The organism is Oceanobacillus caeni, from assembly GCF_019037185.1.
Taxonomy (GTDB): Bacteria; Bacillota; Bacilli; order Bacillales; family Amphibacillaceae; genus Oceanobacillus; species Oceanobacillus caeni.
Genome location: NZ_JAHHXM010000001.1, coordinates 269,731 through 291,700, shown reverse-complemented (window position 1 = coordinate 291,700; position 21,970 = coordinate 269,731). Strand labels below are relative to the sequence as shown.

The 21,970-nt window shown below is 36.3% G+C and carries 24 protein-coding genes; 17 read left to right on the top strand and 7 right to left on the bottom strand.

From position 1 onward, the window contains the following. The first annotated feature begins 3 nt into the window (after positions 1-3). From KM885_RS01290 to KM885_RS01275, 4 genes are all read left to right on the top strand, one after another. Entirely contained in the window at positions 4-225 is a 222-nt protein-coding gene (locus KM885_RS01290; protein WP_047184164.1) for a helix-turn-helix domain-containing protein, read from the top strand. A 39-nt stretch (positions 226-264) separates the two neighbouring features. Beyond that, positions 265-1,095, top strand: coding sequence for a DUF817 domain-containing protein (locus tag KM885_RS01285; RefSeq protein ID WP_047184163.1), 831 nt, complete (start codon positions 265-267; stop codon positions 1,093-1,095). Between the two features lie 25 nt (positions 1,096-1,120). Continuing rightward, complete coding sequence (locus tag KM885_RS01280) at positions 1,121-1,888, top strand: isoprenyl transferase (RefSeq protein WP_047184162.1); 768 nt, start codon at positions 1,121-1,123, stop codon at positions 1,886-1,888. Positions 1,889-2,291: 403 nt separating this feature from the next. Beyond that, positions 2,292-2,852, top strand: coding sequence for a sugar O-acetyltransferase (locus KM885_RS01275; RefSeq protein ID WP_047184161.1), 561 nt, complete (start codon positions 2,292-2,294; stop codon positions 2,850-2,852). A gap of 310 nt (positions 2,853-3,162) precedes the next feature. Here KM885_RS01275 and KM885_RS01270 read toward each other — a convergent pair whose 3' ends face one another. Both KM885_RS01270 and KM885_RS01265 read right to left on the bottom strand, forming a co-directional pair. Further along, a complete protein-coding gene (locus tag KM885_RS01270) occupies positions 3,163-3,660 on the bottom strand; it encodes a hypothetical protein (protein ID WP_047184160.1) in 498 nt (165 codons plus the stop codon). Positions 3,661-3,970: 310 nt separating this feature from the next. Continuing rightward, positions 3,971-4,591: a DUF3298 and DUF4163 domain-containing protein gene (locus tag KM885_RS01265; protein ID WP_084824018.1), complete on the bottom strand. Its 621-nt coding sequence runs from the start codon at positions 4,589-4,591 to the stop codon at positions 3,971-3,973. A 168-nt stretch (positions 4,592-4,759) separates the two neighbouring features. Between KM885_RS01265 and KM885_RS01260 the strand changes: the two genes are divergently transcribed. From KM885_RS01260 to KM885_RS01225, 8 genes are all read left to right on the top strand, one after another. Beyond that, positions 4,760-5,983, top strand: a complete 1,224-nt coding sequence (locus tag KM885_RS01260; protein WP_047184159.1) for an MFS transporter — start codon at positions 4,760-4,762, stop codon at positions 5,981-5,983. Positions 5,984-6,095: 112 nt separating this feature from the next. Next, complete coding sequence (locus tag KM885_RS01255; protein WP_216883461.1) at positions 6,096-6,794, top strand: HAD family hydrolase; 699 nt, start codon at positions 6,096-6,098, stop codon at positions 6,792-6,794. A 194-nt stretch (positions 6,795-6,988) separates the two neighbouring features. Then, a complete protein-coding gene (locus KM885_RS01250; protein ID WP_204797882.1) occupies positions 6,989-7,714 on the top strand; it encodes a metallophosphoesterase family protein in 726 nt (241 codons plus the stop codon). A 177-nt stretch (positions 7,715-7,891) separates the two neighbouring features. Then, positions 7,892-8,059 carry a hypothetical protein gene (locus KM885_RS01245; RefSeq protein ID WP_167507318.1) on the top strand — a complete coding sequence of 56 codons (168 nt, stop codon included), beginning with the start codon at positions 7,892-7,894 and terminating at the stop codon, positions 8,057-8,059. A 348-nt stretch (positions 8,060-8,407) separates the two neighbouring features. Beyond that, positions 8,408-9,331 (top strand): ring-cleaving dioxygenase, encoded by a 924-nt coding sequence (locus tag KM885_RS01240; protein ID WP_257454343.1) that lies wholly within the window; start codon positions 8,408-8,410, stop codon positions 9,329-9,331. A gap of 101 nt (positions 9,332-9,432) precedes the next feature. Next, a complete protein-coding gene (locus tag KM885_RS01235; RefSeq protein ID WP_204797880.1) occupies positions 9,433-10,368 on the top strand; it encodes a ring-cleaving dioxygenase in 936 nt (311 codons plus the stop codon). 53 nt (positions 10,369-10,421) lie between these two features. Beyond that, positions 10,422-11,408 carry a ring-cleaving dioxygenase gene (locus tag KM885_RS01230; RefSeq protein WP_204797879.1) on the top strand — a complete coding sequence of 329 codons (987 nt, stop codon included), beginning with the start codon at positions 10,422-10,424 and terminating at the stop codon, positions 11,406-11,408. 29 nt (positions 11,409-11,437) lie between these two features. Then, positions 11,438-12,055 (top strand): alpha/beta hydrolase, encoded by a 618-nt coding sequence (locus KM885_RS01225; RefSeq protein ID WP_204797878.1) that lies wholly within the window; start codon positions 11,438-11,440, stop codon positions 12,053-12,055. 189 nt (positions 12,056-12,244) lie between these two features. On the opposite strand, the gene KM885_RS01220 is transcribed toward KM885_RS01225, so the two are convergent. After that, entirely contained in the window at positions 12,245-12,493 is a 249-nt protein-coding gene (locus KM885_RS01220) for a GlsB/YeaQ/YmgE family stress response membrane protein (protein ID WP_047184153.1), read from the bottom strand. A 164-nt stretch (positions 12,494-12,657) separates the two neighbouring features. On the opposite strand from KM885_RS01220, the gene KM885_RS01215 reads away from it, so the two are divergent. Then, entirely contained in the window at positions 12,658-13,773 is a 1,116-nt protein-coding gene (locus KM885_RS01215) for a YcjF family protein (protein ID WP_204797877.1), read from the top strand. A gap of 46 nt (positions 13,774-13,819) precedes the next feature. Here KM885_RS01215 and KM885_RS18045 read toward each other — a convergent pair whose 3' ends face one another. Next, positions 13,820-13,951: a hypothetical protein gene (locus tag KM885_RS18045; RefSeq protein ID WP_255449086.1), complete on the bottom strand. Its 132-nt coding sequence runs from the start codon at positions 13,949-13,951 to the stop codon at positions 13,820-13,822. A 201-nt stretch (positions 13,952-14,152) separates the two neighbouring features. Then, positions 14,153-15,328, bottom strand: a complete 1,176-nt coding sequence (locus tag KM885_RS01210) for an MFS transporter (RefSeq protein WP_216883443.1) — start codon at positions 15,326-15,328, stop codon at positions 14,153-14,155. Between the two features lie 399 nt (positions 15,329-15,727). Between KM885_RS01210 and cyoE the strand changes: the two genes are divergently transcribed. Both cyoE and KM885_RS01200 read left to right on the top strand, forming a co-directional pair. Continuing rightward, the gene (gene cyoE, locus KM885_RS01205; RefSeq protein ID WP_204797875.1) at positions 15,728-16,630 is read left to right on the top strand and encodes a heme o synthase; all 903 of its coding nucleotides are present in this window, start codon (positions 15,728-15,730) and stop codon (positions 16,628-16,630) included. A 376-nt stretch (positions 16,631-17,006) separates the two neighbouring features. Continuing rightward, positions 17,007-17,876 carry a cation diffusion facilitator family transporter gene (locus KM885_RS01200; RefSeq protein ID WP_216883442.1) on the top strand — a complete coding sequence of 290 codons (870 nt, stop codon included), beginning with the start codon at positions 17,007-17,009 and terminating at the stop codon, positions 17,874-17,876. Between the two features lie 101 nt (positions 17,877-17,977). On the opposite strand, the gene KM885_RS01195 is transcribed toward KM885_RS01200, so the two are convergent. Then, positions 17,978-18,355 (bottom strand): DUF1259 domain-containing protein, encoded by a 378-nt coding sequence (locus tag KM885_RS01195; RefSeq protein ID WP_225344057.1) that lies wholly within the window; start codon positions 18,353-18,355, stop codon positions 17,978-17,980. A gap of 360 nt (positions 18,356-18,715) precedes the next feature. Here KM885_RS01195 and KM885_RS01190 point away from each other — a divergent pair, with 360 nt between their 5' ends. Then, the gene (locus KM885_RS01190; RefSeq protein WP_047184148.1) at positions 18,716-19,168 is read left to right on the top strand and encodes a CBS domain-containing protein; all 453 of its coding nucleotides are present in this window, start codon (positions 18,716-18,718) and stop codon (positions 19,166-19,168) included. 151 nt (positions 19,169-19,319) lie between these two features. On the opposite strand, the gene KM885_RS01185 is transcribed toward KM885_RS01190, so the two are convergent. Then, complete coding sequence (locus KM885_RS01185) at positions 19,320-21,014, bottom strand: methyl-accepting chemotaxis protein (RefSeq protein ID WP_047184147.1); 1,695 nt, start codon at positions 21,012-21,014, stop codon at positions 19,320-19,322. Between the two features lie 481 nt (positions 21,015-21,495). On the opposite strand from KM885_RS01185, the gene KM885_RS01180 reads away from it, so the two are divergent. Continuing rightward, on the top strand, positions 21,496-21,930 hold the full coding sequence (locus KM885_RS01180; RefSeq protein WP_216883441.1) for a PaaI family thioesterase: 435 nt from the start codon (positions 21,496-21,498) through the stop codon (positions 21,928-21,930). Positions 21,931-21,970 lie beyond the last annotated feature (40 nt).

Sequence of the window (21,970 nt, the reverse complement as noted above, 5' to 3'; positions counted from 1 at the left end):
GACATGGCAATTATAATTAATATTGATGTAATGTTAGCGAAGAGGAAAATGAGTGTAACAGAACTGTCGGAGCGGGTTGGAATTACAATGGCTAACCTTTCTATATTGAAAAATGGAAAGGCAAAGGCAATCCGATTATCCACTTTAGATGCAATTTGTAAGGCACTAGATTGTCAACCAGGGGATATTTTGGAATATAAAGGTGATGAAGAAACGGAAGGGTAATAAGGAAACCACTTGTAGGGGAAAAGGAGAGTAGATAGGATGAACGTAACCATTCAACAAGATGCTCAGAAAAAAACAGTGAGGGCATCCATCTCAAGAGCATTCAAACAACTCATTCTCTTTGGTTGGGAGCAGGCCTTATCCTGTTTGTTTCCTGTCGTTATTTTTGCCTCTTTGGCCATTACGCAAATGATTCCACTACCTTTCCTACCGCGGTATGATTGGTTACTCATCCTTTTTCTTTTTATGCAAGGCTGGATGGTACGTTCAGGGCTTGAAACGTGGGATGAACTAAAGGTTATCACATTGTTTCACTTGATTGGGCTTGCTCTTGAAATTTTTAAGGTACATATGGGCTCTTGGGCTTATCCGGAGGAAGGATATTTCAAAGTTTTGGGAGTGCCGTTATATAGTGGGTTCATGTATGCAAGTGTTGCGAGTTATCTCTGTCAGGCATGGAGAAGGTTAAAAGTTAATCTGGTTAAATGGCCACCGTTTATAGTGGTTGTCACTCTTGCAGCTGCGATTTATTTAAATTTTTTCACTCATCATTTTTGGATTGACATCCGCTACTGGTTAGCCGGACTTGTCATTATTGTCTTTTGGAAATCATGGGTCACATATGAGGTGGGTGGAACTCGTTATCGTATGCCAATCGCACTTTCTTTTGTGCTCATCGGATTTTTTATATGGATAGCTGAAAACATTGCAACGTTCTTTGGAGCTTGGAAATATCCAAACCAAGCTGATGCATGGAGTCTTGTACATATAGGAAAGGTGAGTTCATGGGTTTTACTCGTGATTGTTAGCTTTCTAATTGTTGCGACGTTAAAACAGGTGAAAGGTAAGTTCCGTGAAGGTAGTAGTTAAAGAACAACATTTGAGGGGATAGACAATGTTAATGAAAATTCCTTTTTTCAATAATAAGCAATTGCAATCGAAAGAAAACTATCATAATACGGGAGGTAGTACACCTGACCATGTGGCCATCATTATGGACGGAAACGGACGCTGGGCCCAAAAGCAAGGCATGCCCAGAGTCGCTGGCCACAATGAAGGGGTATCTGCAGTTGTGAAAATTGTCAAGGCAGCAGTCAAATGCAAGGTAAAGGTTCTTACACTTTATACCTTTTCCACGGAAAATTGGAAACGTCCTAAGCTCGAGATAGACTTTTTAATGAGACTTCCTAAGGAGTTTCTAAATCATTATTTGCCTGATCTTTTATCTAATAATGTACGAGTTGAGGCAATTGGTGATCTGGGAAAACTTCCAGCCTATACACGTCAAGCTATACAGTACGCAATCAATCGTACCCGGGACAACGACGGTCTTCAACTGAATATTGCAATCAACTATGGAAGTAGATATGAGATTCTGAATGCCATGAAAGAAATTCACCTGGATGTAAAAGCTGGAAAATTGTCACTGAATGAACTGGATGAACAGCAGCTTTCAGGATACTTATACACAGCTGGTATGCCAGAACCTGACCTACTTATTCGCACCGGCGGGGAAAAACGATTGAGCAATTTCCTTCTATGGCAGCTTGCCTATACGGAGTTCTGGTTCACCGATACACTGTGGCCGGATTTTTCAGAGAAGGAATTTCTGCATGCGCTTGAAGAATATCGGCAACGAAAGAGAAGGTATGGCGGAATATAAGTTGGTTTATAGAGGAAGAAAAAATAAGAAAATCAGAAGATAATATAATAAAATGGGAAATGTGAATTTACAACGATAAACATTTTTCAACAAGTCTTAGCGGTAAGTGTAAAGTTTTCTATAAAGGGAATTACAGGTTAATTAATAAACCTGTATAAACTCCTTAATGTTAATTTTCAATCAAAATGGTTTATCATATAAATAAAAGAATGTTGAAATAAAGGTGACCACCAAGAGAAGGTGGTCTATATCGAAGCCATTGGAAACCGTGGGGATATTTTTAAATAGATAATCATATACAACTCTCTAGTGTACTCTGGGGAGTATTTTTAATTGGGAAGGTTAATCATCTAATGTTATGATATACGTTTAGACATTGACATATGATTGAAGGAGACTAAAAATGAAAACTGAAAAAGAAAAAATGATAGCTGGTGAGATATATGATCCTGCTGACCCGATATTAGTGAAGGATCGTGAAGAAGCAAGACGTAAAGTCAGAATATACAATCAATCGTTAGAATCGGAAGGAGAAAAGCGAACGGAATTATTAAAGGAATTACTCGGCTCAACAGGGGAAAAACTATATATGGAGCCTAATATAAGATTTGATTACGGTTATAACACATATGTAGGTGAAAACTTTTATGCAAATTTTGATTGTACTATCTTAGATGTATCTGAAGTTCGGTTTGGGAATAATTGCATGCTTGGACCAAGTGTACAAATTTATACTGCAACACATCCCCTCCATCCAACCGAACGAAATTCAGGTATAGAATATGCAAAACCGATTACTATCGGAAACAATGTGTGGATTGGTGGTAGTGCAGTAATTTGTCCAGGAGTAACGATAGGAAACAATGTTGTAGTTGCAGCAGGTGCAGTAGTTACTAAAAATGTACCGGATAATGTTGTAGTTGGAGGTAATCCAGCTAAAGTGATAAAAAAGATCGATATATAAGTTAGTTTATTGGGTGACAAAGGTATCACGGACAAAATGCAAGGAAATAGCAGTAAAAATGTCCGTGATACAGGTACAGGATTACATATTCCAGCTGTCCTGACACCATGCATCAATAATATTGCATAGGTTCATTACCTTTTCCCCAACGATATAAGGTGTGGCTGGCTCAGGTTCTTCCTCTAAGATTCCCTCTACGGTAATGGTAAAGGTCTATTCATTCCCATAACCAAATACATACAAGAAACACTTTCCGGTATATAATCCGACTGTACCAATTTCCAAGAATTTTTTATTTATTAGAATTTTTCTAAAATGAATTTAAACACAAAACGATAATTCGATAAGGAGTAGTTTGTGCTGGGATACTTTTGGTGGAAGGTCCATAGATAACAATTAAATCTCGATTTGCTGGATTATTCGAAAATAATTGACCGTTTGTTAATAACAATGGTGTATATGGAGATATATTTAATTGTAATTGTCCATCGCTACTTACTAATTGACTATCAAAATAATCCACTTTTACATTCTGGTTTGGATTATCTTTTACCATGACAAGTGCTGGATATTGAGGTGGGTAAATAAGAATGGTAGGTGCATTCCCGTCATAATATCCAGTTACTCGGTCTCCTACTGTCACCATGACATGATCTACAAAGTAAGTAGTAGGTGTTACGACGAAATTTACAATGGCACCTGAGTTGTCTTCTACAGTTATAAATTTATTACAGCCTTCTCCATCTTGCCCTGTATACATATCACTTATCCTCGTTACAGTCCCGTGAAATGATTTAAAATTTGTCACTATCTTACCTCCGTTTCTTTTAAATAGATAAAGAATACTTCCATCAGTGGGGGGGTTCTTCATCCCCCACTGATGGTTAGTCACTGACCTTCTTTGTTTCCCCAAAAGCTTGGGGTGGGAGTCTTACTGCTCGTTTAGGTGAGATAAATAATCATTAACCATATTATCCCTACATTAAAAATATCCGTTACTCGTGAATGAAAATCAGTTGTTAGTAATATTGAATTCGATACTCAAGCCAGGTAATCCGTTACTAGCAAGTAGGATAAAATAAATAGGATAAGTGGAGATGTGTACCCATCATTAATAGCTATGGACTTGCAGCCATTCTTCCAAGTGGCCCTTCTTCATCAATAATATCTTGAATGTCATATACGGAAATAGGGAACATTGGAAAACCAAATGCATATGGAGCTAACTCGTAAAGCTGGAAGTAGATGACGAGTGTTTTGTCTGCTATATAGAAATATTGATTAGGCTCAATTTTGGTAAACTCAGTAATGACTGGAATATCACGTGCTGCAATTTGCTTATGAACGATTTCAGAAAGCCGGTTGATATAATCACTTCCATATTTGAATAGGTCTTTTAAATTGCAACGCTTCTTTTTTTCTAAATCAAATGTTACGGATCTTAATAGGGTAAGACCATGTGCAGCATGATAATAGTAAGCGTAGTTGGATAGGGATACGCTTAAGACGTTACGTTGATTATTTTTTACTTCAAATGAACCATCCATTTCCACAATCGCTGTTGGCATTTCCCTAGCTTGCTCGTTGATGAGCTTTTGTGTTTCTTGAACAAAAGTTTGATTCATAACGTGTTCGAATTGTTTATCTTGTGGGTAGCTAACTTGAGGGTAGACAACTTGTTTACTTGGTCCAGCTTGAATCTTATAGGCTTTTATATTAACCGGTAAAGGGATAGGCATATTTATCACCCTTTTTGACCTATTGTATTCTTTGGAATAGAAGGGTGTGCTGATTTTAAAAAAGTACTTCTTTTATCTTGGAACATTCATTTAATTAGCATGGAAAATTAAGTCCCCACCTAAGAGAAAAACCATATACATAGTATAAAAGCACAGGAGTAGATTCTGTTGGATAATCAAAACAGTAAATTTAGATGGATTGTATTTGCTTCTGTATTATGTTCCTATTTATTGATGTCAAGTTTACGAACAGCTCCAGGATTAATAACAGATCAGTTAATGGCTGATTTTAGTGTAACAGCAACAACGGTTGGGTTAGTAACAAGCATACAGTTTTTCGTATACACGGCCCTACAAATACCGATGGGCATTCTAACAGATCGATATGGACCGAATTTTTTTCTTATTGTAGGTGCGATTCTTACAGGGATTGGAACTATTATATATAGTGTAGGTAGTCATGAATTTATCTTGTTTTTTGCAAGAATATTAACAGGGATAGGCGATGCGACAATTTGGGTGAATCTGGTGTTAATTTTAAGTCAATGGTTTAATGCTAAAGAATTCACCCGATTAATCGGTGTAGCAGGAATGACCGGAAGTCTAGGATTCTTAATGGCGACCGTTCCTTTCTCTGCATTTATTATTCTCGTTGGCTGGAGAAGGACGTTTCTTTTAGCGGGAATTTTATTATGCTTATGTGGAATACTTCTTTATTTTGTCCTCGTGAAAAAGCCAAATAAACCATTATTTGAAAAAAGAGAGATGCGACGAGAAAATACATGGGTTATCTTAAGAAGAGTTTTATCGAATCGACAAGCTTGGGCAATTTTCTTTTCCCACTTTGGTGTTGTTGGGGCATATCTAGGTTTGATTGGATCATGGGCAGTACCGTATGGGATGGAGATGTATGGTTTAACGCGTATAGATGCAAGTCAGCTCATTATGATTAGTCTAGTTGGAGCGCTTATTGGTGCCCCGTTTCTAAGTTGGCTTGCCAGTCGGTTAAGAACGATTAAACGTCCTTTTGTTATATTTCATATCGTCATGTTATTGTGCTGGTCTACTATTCTAATATTTCATGGAAAACCGCCATTTTTGTTTTTAGTGATGATTATGTTCATTATCGGCTTTGCATTTGGGTCCAATTCGTTAACCTTTGCCCTTGTACGCATATCATTTCCTGTAAACGAATCTGGAATTGTTTCTGGTTTTGCAAACACAGGCGGATTTATGAGTGCTGTTTTGTTACCTGGTATTTTTGGGAAAATATTGGATCATTTTCAGAATGTAGGTGAGTTAGGGGCTGGGTATTTCTATGGTTTTATTACTCCAGTTATATTTTCAGTAATTGGTTTAGTTGGGGTGATTTTTATAAAAGAATCCCCATAATACGAAGTTGTTTTAGATAGTAAAGTTTTTCCTATAATAAGATTCCACCTTCTATCTATACGTTTCTACCTTTCACTAGTATGATAGAAAAGGGAGGTAGATTGAATTGAATATGGATACGATTATTTTCGATGTCGATGATACGTTGTATGATCAAGCGATGTCTTTTAAAAATACGTGTAGAAGAATGTTTGATAGAGATTTTACGGAAGAGGAATTAAATCAATTTTATATGATAAGTAGGAAATATAGTGATGCGTTATTTGACCGATGTGAAGCAGGAGAAATGACCGTTCAGGAGATGCATATTCGTCGGATTAAAGATGCCTGTGCGGAAATTGGAATAGAAATATCGAATCAAGAATCTTTGGATTTTCAAGACGCTTATGTCGAGGAACAACATAAAATCACTTTATTTCCTGAATCTGAAAAACTACTAGAATATTTACATGAGCAAGGAAAACAACTGGCTATTTTAACAAACGGTTCAGAAGACCATCAATCAATGAAAGTTAAACAATTGAATGTATCAAGATGGATTCCCGAAGAAAACACTTTTATTTCTGGTGCGATTGGTCATGCCAAACCGACAGGAAAAGCATTTCAAATACTAGAGGAAAAACTTGGCTTAGACAAAGAAAAGACGGTTTATGTCGGAGATTCATTCGACAATGATATGGTTGGTGCCAAACAAGCAGGATGGAACGCTGTTTGGATGAATCATCGCAGAAGAAAAGCTCGTGAGAATTCCGTGAAACCAGATAAAATTGTATACAGTGCAACAGAGCTTTTGGAATTGTTTGTTGAATAATAGACTATAATGAGTAGCCTCCCGGGGATGTTCGGGGGACTTTTTCATTTCCTGGGAAATATCGACACTTTATTATGTAATTCAGGTTAATAACTTGAGGAATCTACGGGAAATGTAATAAATTTAGCATGTATAGTGAGTTTGGGTTACGATAAGGTTAAATAAAAATATCGTGTATCAAGGAGGATTCTTTTATGAAAATAGCATTTATTTCCGATATTCATGGAAATGCTACCGCATTGGAAGCGGTACTTGAAGATATTGAAAAGAAGAATGTAGATAAAATTGCGGTACTTGGTGATCTTTGCTTTCGTGGATCAGAACCAAAGCGTGCTTTAGATCTGATACGTTCATTAAATACAGATGTGGTTAAAGGGAATGCGGATGAATGGGTTTCTCGGGGAATTAAGGAAGGAGAAGTTCCTAACGAGGCACTAGAGATTATGAGAAAAGAACGTGAATGGACACTAAAGCAATTGACTACTGAGGATATTGACTTTTTAACTAATTTACCGACACAATTAACTATTAAACTGTCGGATGATATAGAAATCCATGCATTTCATGCTACACCGAATAATCTTTTTAATATGGTGCTGCCAAATCAATCGGATACAGAGCTTGCGGAACAATTAATGCAACAAACATCAGCGGATATTTTTTTGTATGGGCATATTCATCTACCGTATGTTCGCTTTATTAACGGCAAGTGCGTAGCTAATTTAGGGAGTGTTGGTTTGCCATTTGATGGTTCGAAAAATGCTTCCTATTTAATAGTAGAGGGAGAAGATAAACATTTTCAAGTTAGTGTTCATCGTGTTTCTTATGACGTCGACTATGTAATTAAGCAATTAAAAGAAAAAGAATATCCTAATTATGAATTTTTAAGAAATGTGTTAGTAAAAGCGTCATTATCGTGAATGAACTCATACCTCCTTTGTATTGTGAAAACAAACCCTAATTAATTATTATTTTGTATAGGGAATAATAGATGTTGGGGAGATAGGGTTTACAAGTGTTTTATATTAGCTAGGTTTTTTATTTATGCAATTCGAAACCATATAGCTAGTTTATTAATGAGGAAAGAGTGATTTTTATTGAGATGTGGAGCGAAGTGCTTTCTGGTTAAGATTGATGTGGATGAAGCAAAACTAATACAGCCGGTTGTTGCTAGGACTTCCGCCGAAGCAAGGAAACGTATTCGTCAGGAATTTGAGGGAAAAGTTCAAATCATATCGGTACGGGAAGAAAAGAAGAAAAGGTGATTTCACTCTATCTTGTAATGAGCAAATTAATGAAAAAAAGCTTTTATCAAATGTTGCACTCTTCATTTAATGATGAGTGCATTTTTAATTTTTTGGATTAAATTCGAGTTTGAATTGAAGGGACTCCCAAAAAGTTGACAAAGACTAAAGGTTTATGGTAATTTATATTTAATTAATAATAACTTAATTAAATATAAATTAATTAAAAGTAATTTGATTAAGTCAGAAAAAAATCGCTAGGTAAAAATCAGACAGCCAAGAAAGTATCGTTATAAATGAAGAATTGGCAACTTATGTTTAACAAAGACTTCAACATACTAAATAAAGAATAAAAAGGAGAGCATGTATGTGAAACAAACAGCAGGTATCCATCATATTACCGCCATTGTTGGCCACCCACAGGAAAATGTAGATTTCTATGCAGGTGTCCTTGGGTTAAGGCTAGTAAAAAAGACAATAAATTTCGATGACCCGGGTACGTATCATCTTTACTTTGGTAATGACGAAGGAAAACCGGGTTCCATTATCACCTTCTTCCCGTGGGCCGGCGCTTATCAGGGGAAAATTGGGGGCGGTCAAGTAGGTGTTACTACTTATGTCATTCCAGTTGGTTCTATGAAATTTTGGGAGAAGAGATTTTCAAAATTTAATATGGAATTCAAAAAGACAGAACGATTTGGAGAAACGTATTTAGAGTTTAGAGATGTTCATGGATTACAATTAGAGCTTGTAGAAAGAGAAGAAGGCGAACCAAATAATTGGACAACGGGTGATGTGACACCAGAAGTTGCTATTAAAGGTTTTGGTGGAGCAGTATTATTATCTATTCATCCAGAAAAAACGAACGATACGCTTGAAAAGGTTATGGGTCTAAAAGAAGTAGGAAAAGAAGATGATTTAGTTCGATTCCAATCTTATGGGGAAATTGGAAATATCATAGATGTTAAACAAACACCAATTGGACGTGGCCGAATGGGTGTTGGAACGGTTCACCATATTGCGTGGCGCGCGAAAGATGATGTTGATCATTTAGATTGGCAGGAATATTTAGCAAACAAGGGATATGGGGTTACTGACGTAAAAGATAGAAATTACTTCAATGCCATCTATTTTAGGGAGCCTGGAGAAATACTTTTTGAAATTGCAACCGACCCACCAGGATTCGCTCATGATGAGTCTTATGAAACTATGGGACAGGAACTGAAATTGCCATCACAATATGAACAATATCGTGATCAGCTTAATAGAAGATTAATACCGTTAGAAACATGATGAAAAGCTTCAACGCAGTAAGTCGATTAGCCGGCTTTTATTACGCGAAAATTGGTGATGTATTTTTTATCGTGAGAGCAGAATAGGTTGGGGGAAAGTTTATGAAAACAGCCGGAATTCATCACATCACAGCAATTGTTAATGATCCACAAGTGAATGTTGATTTTTATTCCAGAGTGTTAGGGTTACGACTTGTGAAAAAAACGGTGAACTTTGATCGACCTGAAGTATATCATTTATATTTCGGGAATGAATCAGGAGATCCCGGAACCATTATCACTTTCTTCCCTTGCCCAAAACTTCCTAAAGGACGTGTTGGTATTGGACAGGTAGGAACGACAAGTTATGTGGTTCCGATAGGTTCGATGGATTTTTGGAAAAATCGTTTGCGCGAATATAAAATTTCTTTCACTTTAGAGACCCGTTTTAATGAAAACTATATGAAGTTTAAAGATCCAGATGGATTAAAACTAGAAATAGTGGAACGTGATGAAGGATTAGAAAATAGTTGGAGAACGAATGGCATATCATCAAAAAATGCCATTAAAGGATTTGGCGGTGTAATTCTAAATTCAGCACAGCCAAATCAAACCAAAGATGTGCTAGAAACCATATTGAACATGAATTTTGTTAAACAAGAAGATGATTATTTACGTTTTAAATCGGATGGAGTGTTAGGTAATTTGATTGACATTAAACTATCCCCATCTGTTAGAGGACTTGCAGGTGCAGGTACGGTACATCATATTGCCTGGAGAGCAAAAGATGATGAAGAACTTGAAAATTGGAGAGAGTTACTAGAGGAAAAAGGCTATAAACCGACTGAGATAAAAGAACGCAATTATTTTAAAGCTGTTTATTTTTATGAACCAGGCGGAATCCTTTTTGAGATGGCAACTGATTCTCCGGGGTTTTCGATTGATGAATCTCCAGGGAAACTCGGTGAGAAGTTAATGCTACCAAGCTGGTTTGAACATAAAAGGAAAAAATTTGAAGAAATATTACCTCCAATTGAAGTGGAGAAAGAAGATTTATGAAATGATAGAACAATGAACCAATCAAAATGAAACGAAAGGCTGGAGGAATAAACATGCAACCATTAAAAGGAGTACACCATATAACCGCAATAACGAGCAGTGCAGAGAGGATTTATGAATTTTTCACGTATACATTGGGATTACGATTAGTTAAGAAAACTGTTAACCAAGACGATATTCAAACCTATCATTTGTTTTTTTCGGATGATGTAGGTAGCGCTGGGACAGACATGACTTTCTTTGATTTCCCTGGTATTCCAAAGGGGATGCATGGAACAGATGAAATTTCAAAAACTTCTTTCCGTGTTCCGAATGATGCAGCATTGGACTATTGGGTGAAACGGTTTAATCGTTTAAATGTGAAACACACAGGAATTAAAGAGCAATTTGGGAAGAAAGTACTTAACTTTGTTGACTTTGATGATCAGCAATACCAATTAATTTCTGATGAGAATAATAAAGGTGTAGCTTCAGGAACCCCTTGGCAAAAAGGACCGATTCCTTTGGAGTATGCCATTACTGGGTTAGGGCCAGTCTTCGTACGAGTATCTAACATGGATTACTTTAAAACCATTATGGAAAGGGTATTGTTCTTTGAAGAGGTAGATAAGGAAGGCTCGTTCCATTTATTTGAAGTAGGGGAAGGCGGAAATGGTGCACAAGTCGTTGTGGAGTTTAACAACATTCTTCCACGTGCCCGCCAAGGTTACGGTACCGTTCACCATGCTGCATTCCGAGTGGAAGATCGCTCCGTATTAGATGACTGGAAGAAATGGTTTGATGAAATTAGATTGCCAAATTCAGGTTTTGTCGAACGATATTATTTTGGTTCGCTCTATGCTAATGTTGCTCCGCAAATCTTATTTGAAATTGCAACAGATGGACCTGGATTTACGGGTGATGAGCCATATGAAACACTTGGAGAAAAACTATCCTTACCCCCATTCTTTGAAGCAAAACGTGAGGAAATTGAAAAATTAGTAAGACCTATCGATACAGTTAGAAGCACGAAGGAATTTGAGAAAGAGTATGAGAACTAAGCACTTTATTGTTAAAGGGAGGAATACAGTTGAAACATATTTTTCAAAAAGGAAATGACGCATCTAAACCGACACTACTATTATTACATGGAACTGGTGGAACGGAACATGACCTTCTGCCTCTTACAGATAAAATGGATCCAAATGCCAATGTTTTAAGTGTAAGAGGAAATGTTCTTGAGAATGGAATGCCACGCTTTTTTAGAAGATTAGCTGAAGGTGTATTTGATGAAGAAGATTTGGTTTTCCGTACAAAAGAATTGAACGAATTTTTGGATGAAGCAGCTGAAAAATATGAGTTTGATCGTAATAATGTTTTTGCGATAGGATATTCAAATGGAGCAAATATTGCAGCAAGCCTCATGTTCCATTATAAAGACGCTTTAAAAGGCGCAATTCTCCATCATCCCATGATTCCAAGAAGGGGAATTGATTTGCCGGATTTATCAGGTAAGAATGTATTTATTGCAGCAGGTACCAATGATCCGATATGTTCAGCCCAAGAGTCAGAAGAATTAACATCCTTGTTAAAGGGAGCAGGTGCAAAAGTGGAACTTCACTGGGAAAATAGAGGGCATCAATTAACCTATAGTGAAGTAGAAGCAGCTAGTAAATGGTATAAGAGTAAGCAGAAAAACAAGCAGTAAAAAGTAGTATGAGAAGCTGTTGTGAAACCTAAGGCTAAACGAACCGTAACGGTTGCGGAATACAATAATAATTAAAATAGATATTTTTCTATAAAAAGCCTAATTTCTCAATTATATTGGAAATTAGGCTTTTTATTTGATATCTTGGTTGGAATACCGATATCTGAGCTGTAATCTGAGTTTTAGTTCTCATTTCCTAGCAGCCTTCATAATAAGGCTCACAATGAAAATAAGGATAATTGCACCAATTAGTGCAGGTATTATACGAAAGTTTCCTATTTCAGGTCCCCAATCTCCAAGTATGAGAGAACCTAGCCATGCACCAACAAAACCAGCAATTATATTACCAATAATTCCACCGGGTATGTCCTTGCCCATAATTAGACCTGCAATCCAACCAAGAATTCCTCCTACTATTAAACTCCAAATAAATCCCATTATGTCAACATCCTTTTCAGTAAAATTTAATTTTGTGTTAGTTAATATACCCAGCTTTTTTATCTTTAAACATAATAATAGAAGAGTAGCGGTCATGGATGTTGGGGTATAATAAAACAAAAAGTCTTGTCAGTAATGAAAAGGTATTTTAAGGGGAGAAGAAAATGAAGAAAACATCAGGTATGGATCTTAACATGAAAGATATTATAAAAGAGCTGGAATCGGACTATGACAGTATGGTAAAGCCAAACATTATGATTGCAGGAAAAACGGGTGTTGGCAAAAGTACACTTATTAATGCTATTTTTCGCGAGAAGATGGTGCAAACAGGTACTGGCAAGCCCATTACCCAGCATTTACAAAGAATTTCTAAAGACTCGGTTCCTGTCACTTTATTTGATACGAAAGGGCTAGAGCTAACGGAAATTGCAAGAGAAGAAGTACAAAATGAAATTTTAGACGAAATTATGAAGCGGGAAAAGAATAAAGATATTAATGAGCATATTCATCTCATGTGGTATTGTATCTCTTATGAATCGTATCGGATTGAGCAAGAAGAAATCGAATGGATCCGGTTGTTCTCTAAAAAAATGCCTGTAATTCTTGTATTAACGCAATGCTTTAGTGATGATACATCTTTTTATGAACAATTAGAGAAATTAGAATTACCGGTAAAAAATATGGTTCGCTTACTAGCCGCTCCTAAAAGGATTATCAATAATATAGAAATACCTGCCTATGGATTAAATAATCTTGTCGATGCCACTTTTGATGCTTTACCAGAAGCAACGAAAAGAGCCTTTGTTAATGCGCAAAAAACAAATATTGATTTAAAGGTAAAAGAAGCAAAAAAGTGGTCGACCGGTTTCATCGCTAGTTCGTTTGGAGCCGGGTTTGCCCCAATTCCGTTTTCCGATGCTGTAGTTTTATCTGGGATACAGATAACCTTAATTACAAAAATCACCAATATTTTCGGCTTTTCTCGGTCACGTGCTTTGATCCAGACGATTGTTTCAGCTTTGGCTGGGACAAGTGCCGCGACTCTAACAGGAAGAGCAATGGTTGGACAACTGCTTAAGTTCATTCCGGGAGTTGGTACAGTTGCAGGCGGGATCATTAACGGAGCGGTTGCCTCGACGATAACAACAAGTTTAGCATTTGCTTATATCAAGGTTTGTGAGAAATTAAGTTATCAAAACGATATGGAATCAATGTCCGCTGACGAAATTGCAGAAATGGTCCGGGAGCAATATAAAAAAGAGTTGAAGAAAAATAAGTAAGAGGAGTAAGGGGGAATCCTATGTAAGCGGGCTCCTCCTTTTACCCTCAAACCAAACTAGATAAGCGTTGTTTCCATTTTTCTGGCAAACGTTTATAAACCTGACCTTGGAAATGAAGATCTAGATAAAGCAATATAGTTAAAATGCCAATCGTAAAAGTTATAAACCATTTATTCATGATATTTCCTCCGAATATTGTTGTTTTTATTAAAATTTTCTTCGAGTTCTGTGTATGAATGCTGATATCCGAGAGCAATTACTGATAAACTGCTCGCAAATGCTGATATCCGAGAGTAAGTACTGATAAACTGCTCGCGAATGCTGATATCCGACACCCAAATCCCGATATTCATCATCATACCACAACAAGATTTAACCCCTAATACCCGCGACTAATCCCTTTTGACTGTGAGGCTGAAAATATTCGAAATAGCACAAACGCAATAATCGATAGCATAATACCTGAAACATACGGTAATCCAATAGAAATAGAATATAGCCAACCTCCTAATGGTGGGCCGATAATTCTTCCAAGTGAATCGAAGGAGGAGATCATCCCTGTTACACCACCGTGTCCAGTCCTAGAACGCTTCGTAAGTATAGAGGAGACAGCTGGCCGGATAACTCCATTACCTAAACCAAAGATGGTTAAAAAGATAGCTGCTGTCGTAAAGCTTTCCGTGAATAGAATTAGTAGAAAGCCAACTGCAGAAACAAAAATTCCAATTTGGATGACAAAGCCTTCACCAAATCGTTTAATTAATTTACCAACCATACCACCTTGTACGATGGCGCTACCAAGTCCCATGATCATGAAGATGTAACCTAATTCGGTTGTTTCTAAATCCGCCTTTTCCGCAGCGAAGTAGGCAAAAGTTGCTTCTAACCCAGCTAAAGAAAGGGTAACGAAGAATGATAAGAAATACATGATAGACGTTGGGCCATTTAACGTTATCCATAATCCTCCAGATTTTCCTGGGGATTTTTTTCTTCTGTTTTCTACAGATAAGGATTCTTTTAAAATGAACATTACCATGAAAAAGGTAAAAAGAGAAAAGATTCCCGCCAAGAAAAAAGGTGTACTTAAGCTTGATTTTGAGAAAATGCCGCCGATTGCAGGACCAAATATAAATCCTAGTCCGATTGCAGCACCTACAATTCCCATGCCTTTTCCTCGATCTTCTTCTGATGTGATATCTGCTGCATATGCCATAACTGTCGGCATATTGGCAGAAGATAAAACCCCACCAATAATTCTTGCTGCGAATAGCATCCATAATTGTGTGGAAATGGCCGTTAAGAAAAAGGAAAGTGCTAGTCCTAATGTTCCAATCATAATAACAGGTTTACGCCCAATTCGGTCAGAAACTCTTCCCCACATCGGTGCGAAAATCAATTGCATTAATGAATAAACTGCCATCAATAGCCCTAATTCGGTTGGCGAAGCACCCAGTTCCTCCGCATAGAAGGGGATGACAGGGATAATAATTCCGAAACCAACCATCACGAGAAACATGACGGCAAATAAGATAGATAACGCTTTATTTGTACTCAACATAGGTCACTCCATTATAGTAAGCTGTTTCACTAGAGACAGAAGGACAAGTCTCTTGTCCCGCTTCATCATTAATTATTAGGAAACGGGGCCTGTTCCCATGGCTCTCCCCTTAAAATAATATAGGAAAAGTTACATATTTGCGAGAGCTAACCAAAAAGAAATAGTGAAAAAAGTGTGAAGATAGGATACGACATAACTGTAATCAAAGTGGAAAAACAATGACTTTAACAAATACTATATGGTATATTTAAGTCTGTTTAGTATTATCAACATATCTTTATGGAAGAGGTTGTTCAAAAAGTCCGGTGAAAATGTCACTTCGACTTCATCCTCCTTTTTGAACAAGCACTCGAAGTAAAAAATCATAACTTATCAAGAAAAAGGAAGTGAACATAAATGGGGGAGGTAGAAAACCTACCTTTGTCAAAAATCTTGGCTCAAACCATTAAAACCGGGATCATTAAATCAAATCTAATCCCTATGTTTGCAGGGTTAACATTGTCGTTATACACGTATCAAATTAGTATTTTTGAGAAATGGCCTGAAATTATATTTGCTTTTATTGGTACTATTTTGGTCATTGGAGCGGCAGGAGCTTTTAATAATTTATATGATCGAGACATCGATTCAATCATGCAAAGAACCCAAAGCAGACCAACAGTAACAGAAGAAATAAAACCTAGTACAGTACTATGGCTTGGTATCTTCATGTCTATTTTTGGAATCATATCTCTAGCATTAACCACTCCATTAGCAGCATTTCTAGGTTTCCTAGGATTATTCTTTTATATTGTCCCATATACGATGTGGAGTAAGAGAAGAACAGTTTACAACACGGAGATAGGAAGTATTTCTGGAGCAATGCCACCTCTCATTGGATGGGCTGCTATTTATCCAGACATCACACATCCTGCCATCCTTGGACTGTTTGTCATCACAATTATTTGGCAAATGCCGCATTTTTACGCTATAGCTATTAGGAGACACGATGAATATAAGGCAGCAAAAGTACCGATGTTGCCCGTAGTAAAAGGGATTAAGCGGACGTATGTACAAACGAATATTTACTTAATTGTATTAATTGCAATCAGTTTTCTCTTTGGTTCGTTAAGTATCGGATTAATGTTAGTGGCACTTCTTTTAGGTATTATTTGGCTTGTTTTAAGTATGGTTGGTTCTAAGAGGATGGATTCGGAAAAATGGGCAAAATCCATGTTTATTTATTCCTTAATCTATATGACCATTCTTTTTTCAACTGTTATTATCTATTCACTTATGGGTATTATCTTTGATCTTTGATTTACCCCATTTAAAATGAGTAGAAAACAAGGGAAATTCCTAATAATAGCAAATAACATTACGCACACGCTATTTTATATTATAAATAGCGTGTGTATTTTTGTGAACGTCTAAAGATTTTACCATGATTGTTGAACTTTGTAACCTCACTACCCTTCAATGTGCAATTAGCAATTTTGTCTTCGGGTAATAATGTTCGTGAATGGTCAAGTTTTCAAGACGATGGGAGTTTACACGCCTAATTACGATTGATTGTTTACCTCATGCAATATATATTCTCATCTCTTACTTTTGTAGAAGTATACAAAAAGGTTGCTATAGACACACCAACTTTTAAGTTGATATTCTATTTACATACTTTGTTAGGAGAAGAAGAATGGAAGAACAAAAATATAAAGACCTAAAATTAGGTGAACGTGGTGCAACCATTAGTATATTAGCCTATATTTGTCTATCTATTATAAAGCTAATGGTAGGATATATGAGTGACTCCGCAGCCTTAAAAGCAGACGGATTGAACAATACAACTGATATTATTGCATCAATTGCCGTACTGGTTGGATTAAGGTTAGCACAAAGGCCTCCTGATAAAGATCATGGCTATGGTCATTGGAAAAGCGAAACAATTGCCTCCATGATAGCCTCTTTTATTATGGTTGTTGTTGGTATACAGGTGTTGATAGATGCTATAACATCCATGGTTGAAGGTGGGAAAGAGTCACCTGACATAATGGCGGCATATGTGGCTGTGTTTTCTGCAATAGCTATGTATTTTGTTTACCGTTATAATAAAAAGCTTGCAACCAAGATTAATAGCAAGGCGGTTATGGCAGCTTCTAAAGATAACATTTCAGATGCTTGGGTTAGTATTGGAACAGCGATAGGAATATTTGGCTCCCAATTAAACATGCCTTGGCTAGATACTTTTGCAGCTATAATTGTTGGATTACTAATATGTAAAACAGCTTGGGATATATTTAGACAAGCTTCCCATGAGCTAACAGATGGATTTGATGAAAATAAAATTCAACTATATCACGATGTAATTACCAATGTGGATGGAGTTAAAGGTGTAAAAGAAATTAAAGGAAGAAACTATGGAAATAATGAAGTGATAGATGTTGTCATCCTTGTTAATTCTAGGTTAGATATAAATGAAGCTCATGAGATTTCAACCTATGTAGAGGAAATTATGATTAAAGATTACGGAGTATACAGCGTTCATGTTCACGTAGAGCCAAATTAAATGAAAAAGTTGATGGGGTTGATGTATATGAAGCATCGCCCCATATAAAAAGAATATGAAAAAAGACCCTAATAAAGGGTCAAAAAAACATATGGCTCGCCTTAGAAAAGACCTGCTTCTTTTGCTGCCCCAAAACTTCTTCTAGCAAACTCAAACGGATCCATTCCAACATTCTCCCAATGCATATACATTAAACGAGGTTCATCAAACAGCCAGTGGTTATGGAAGGCTGTTACGATAATTCCTCTTTTTCGTAATGCATCAAGCATTGGATTAACTTCTCTTTGAAGAAGTACACTTTCACCTAGGTTAAGACCATTATTTTCAAAGGATAACATAAACGGAAGTGCCAATGGAGAACGAGTGCGGCGGCCTAAAATAGTTGCTCGAATATTTCGAAGTCGCATGATGACACAAACAGGAGTCGATTGAATAACTTCACCACCGATTATATCCGCAAGTCTTTGACAAGTTGACAAGTTTATTCCTCCTCCTTTCATTATATTTACTACAGCGTATGAAGAATTTGAAAGCTTGTATAGGTAGATCAAATAAAGAAAAACAATAAAATACAGAATAGATAAAACACCAAAACTTCAATGTTAATACGATAATGGTATGAATGTAGGTAACTGGTAGAAGAACTATTAGAACATTATTAAGAAACTGTTTGAAGAGAATGATTTAAATTCAAAAGCATCAGCGGAAGTAATGAAAAACCTCGGCTTACGGTACAAAAGATATGTATTAGTCAAATTTAAAAATACTTGGAAATTAAAGTTATGATAAAATAAACCTACAAAAGCTGCGTGCGGCTATACAACAGAGAGGTGTCGACAATGAATGTAAGAGATTTTATGATTACGAAAGTTTATACAATAAAACCATCCAATACGGTAAAGGACTTACTAAATATACTTAAAACCAATCGAATTGGTGGTGTGCCTGTAGTAGATGATAGAGATCAATTATTAGGAATGGTATCTGACGGAGATGTATTACGTTATTTATCTCCCACACCTATGGGAATTGCCGGGCTTGTTTATATTATAGAAGTTGGGGAAATGGAAGATGTATTAAGGGAAAAATTAAATACACCTGTGAAGGAAATTATGACGAAACGAAATCTTATATATGTATCTCCCACCGAAGAATTTGAAACGACGATTCGCTTATTATCTAAACATCGTCTCAAAAAGCTTCCTGTTGTTAATGGTGCTGGCCGTGTTGTAGGTGTACTTAGCAGGGGAGATATAATCAATAATATCTATGAACAAATTATCGATAATTAAAAAAGAAATAATCCATGATGAATTATTTCCAAACTAATCTAAATTCGAACCGGTTCTGTTGTTTTTACCATAGCTTGGAATTTTTCTATTACATCGCTTGTTTTTAGAATAGATAAAAAGGATAGTTCCCCTCAAAGAACTATCCCCCACCTTACAATTTAAAATTACTTACCAATCCGTTTAATTCCTCAGCAAGTTTTGATAATTCATTTGCACTCCCCGCAACTTCTTCCATAGCACTACTTGTTTGTTGGGAAGAAGCAGAGGTTTGCTCAATACCAGCTGCGGATTGTTCTGAAATAGCTGCGATTTCATAAATGGAACTGTTCATTTCTTGACTACTTGCCGCGATGTCTGCCATGTTCGTATTAATAAAATTAATGCTATTAACTGCTTCTGAAATAGAGTGCTGGATCGTGCTGAATTTCTCATTTGTTAAGCGGATTTGATTTGTACCTAGTTCCACTTCTTTGTATCCATCGTTTAAGGAATTTGTAACTTGATTAATTTCGTTCTGAATGGAACCAACAATAGTTGAAATATCGGTTACGGAATTTCCGACCTGTTCTGCAAGTTTTCTTACTTCATCTGCCACAACTGCAAAACCTCTACCTTGTTCACCAGCACGAGCCGCTTCGATTGCTGCATTTAACGCTAGTAAGTTTGTTTGGTCTGCTATATCCTGAATAACGACAACCAATTTGGATATTTCACGTGATTGTTCATCAAGATCTTGAACTTTCTCAACTGAATCTTGAACAATTGAATCAATGTTTTCCATTTGTTTCATAGAAGCATTCATTAACTCAGTTCCTTCATCTGCTAATACAAGTACTTGATTGGATTCATTCGTTGCTCGTTCCGTATTTTCTGTTGTTTGTTCGATTTTTTCTGTGTAATCTTTCATCATGGTCGATAGATCCGTTGTCATATTTGCCTGTGATTCAGATCCGGTAGCTAATTCTTCCATTGTTGTAGAAATTTGCTCCGTTCCAGAACGTACCTCATTAGCTGATTGTGTTAATTCTTCACTATGGGCAGAGACAGTGGCGGTAACTTCACTAATGGTTAACATAATGTTGCGCATACTATTATTCATTCCATTTGTTGCGTGAATAAGTTGTCCAAGTTCATCTTTGGAATCGGTATGTAGTTCATCATTATTTAAGTTACCACTTGTGATTTTTTGCATTTGTTCCATTACTGTTTTAATAGGATTCACAATTGATCTAGACGTAATAAATGCCGTAATAACCCCTAAAATAAGTACCACAATAAAAGTTATGATGCTAGTTATGATAATTTGTTTACCATTTTCCTGAATATTGTCACCTAACTTTTCAATTTTTGCTTCCCTATTTTTTGCTAGGTCATCGAATTCGGTAATTAATGTTCTACCAAGTGGACCCACTGTTGTTTTCATAATTTCTAAAGCTTCTTCTTTATTCCCTTTACTATACTCTGAAAAAACTTTATCCGTTAACTGTTCCCATTCTACTTTTTGATTAATTAATTCATCTAATTTTGTGGAGTCACTAATTTCACGAGCTTGTTTTACTAGATCCTGACTTTGAACGGTCCCAGCTTGGAATTCGTCCATAAAACTTTTTTCGTCAAATAATAAATATGCCCGAATCAATCCTGTTCGGCTGGCCATATTACTAGCTAATTGTTCATCTAAAATTAATAGTTCTAATTCGTTATTGATTAAATTTTCTACTTGTTTATTGGACTGATTCATAGAGTTAATAGTTAGAACACTTAATAGTAGTGTAAGAACGATAACAATAGAGAACCCGAAAATAATCTTTGTTCGGACACTTTTAAAGTTAAATAGCTTTTTCATGATGAATACACCTCGCTAATATGTAATTTCAATTTTCAAGTACTTTTTTATTGATGCTGCACTATCTGTAATTAATGATAAGGCTCCTTTCTTATCTTATATTTGTGTCTAAGGCATTCGCCCAAAAGCTTGAAAAAACCAAGTTTTCATAAAGGAGACTTCCATCCGTGGGGGTTTTCCTTCACCCCACACGGATGGTTAGTCACACTTATATAAGACCTTTACGAGTAGTTGATCCCCCACCTACCTTCTTTGTATCCTCAGAAGCTTTAGGTGGAAGTTTTACTGCCCGTAAAGGTGGGATAAAAAATAACGAAGTACAATGTTGAGCATTATATTATTTATATCGGACAAATTTCCTGTATGTAAAGTACTAGAATAGGAATCTAAAAAGAAGGCAAATATCTAGGTTTCCCACTCTCTAAAAGACTTTTCATTATGATATGATAAAAGAGAAAGATGACAAGGGGGTAGGGGATTTATGATGGAAAAAAAGGAGTTTATGGGGTTAGTTGAAAAGGCCTTCGATGAAAGAAATTTTAATCCAGAGAGTATTTTTTTATTTAAACTTTTTCAATTTGATTTTCAATATGATGATGAAAATAGAACGTGTACGATTACGTGCCCCATATCAGAAGTGATGCTCAACCCAAGCGGAATAGTTCATGGGGGAGTTTACACGTTTTTGACAGATACAGCAATGGGGCATTTGAATTTTCGCCTAAAGGACGCCCCGTATGTATCACTAGAATTGAAGACTTCTTATTTTAAAGCAGCATCTACTGGGAATATTACCGCCACAGCAAGATATACGAAAGAAGGGTATAAAGTATGTTTCATGGAATGTGAAGTACATAATGAAGAAGGAGATTTATTGTGTAAAACCTCTGGAACGTTTTACAGATATAAAAAATAAATTAGTGAATTTGAAGTAAAGATAGAATGAAAATTTGGTA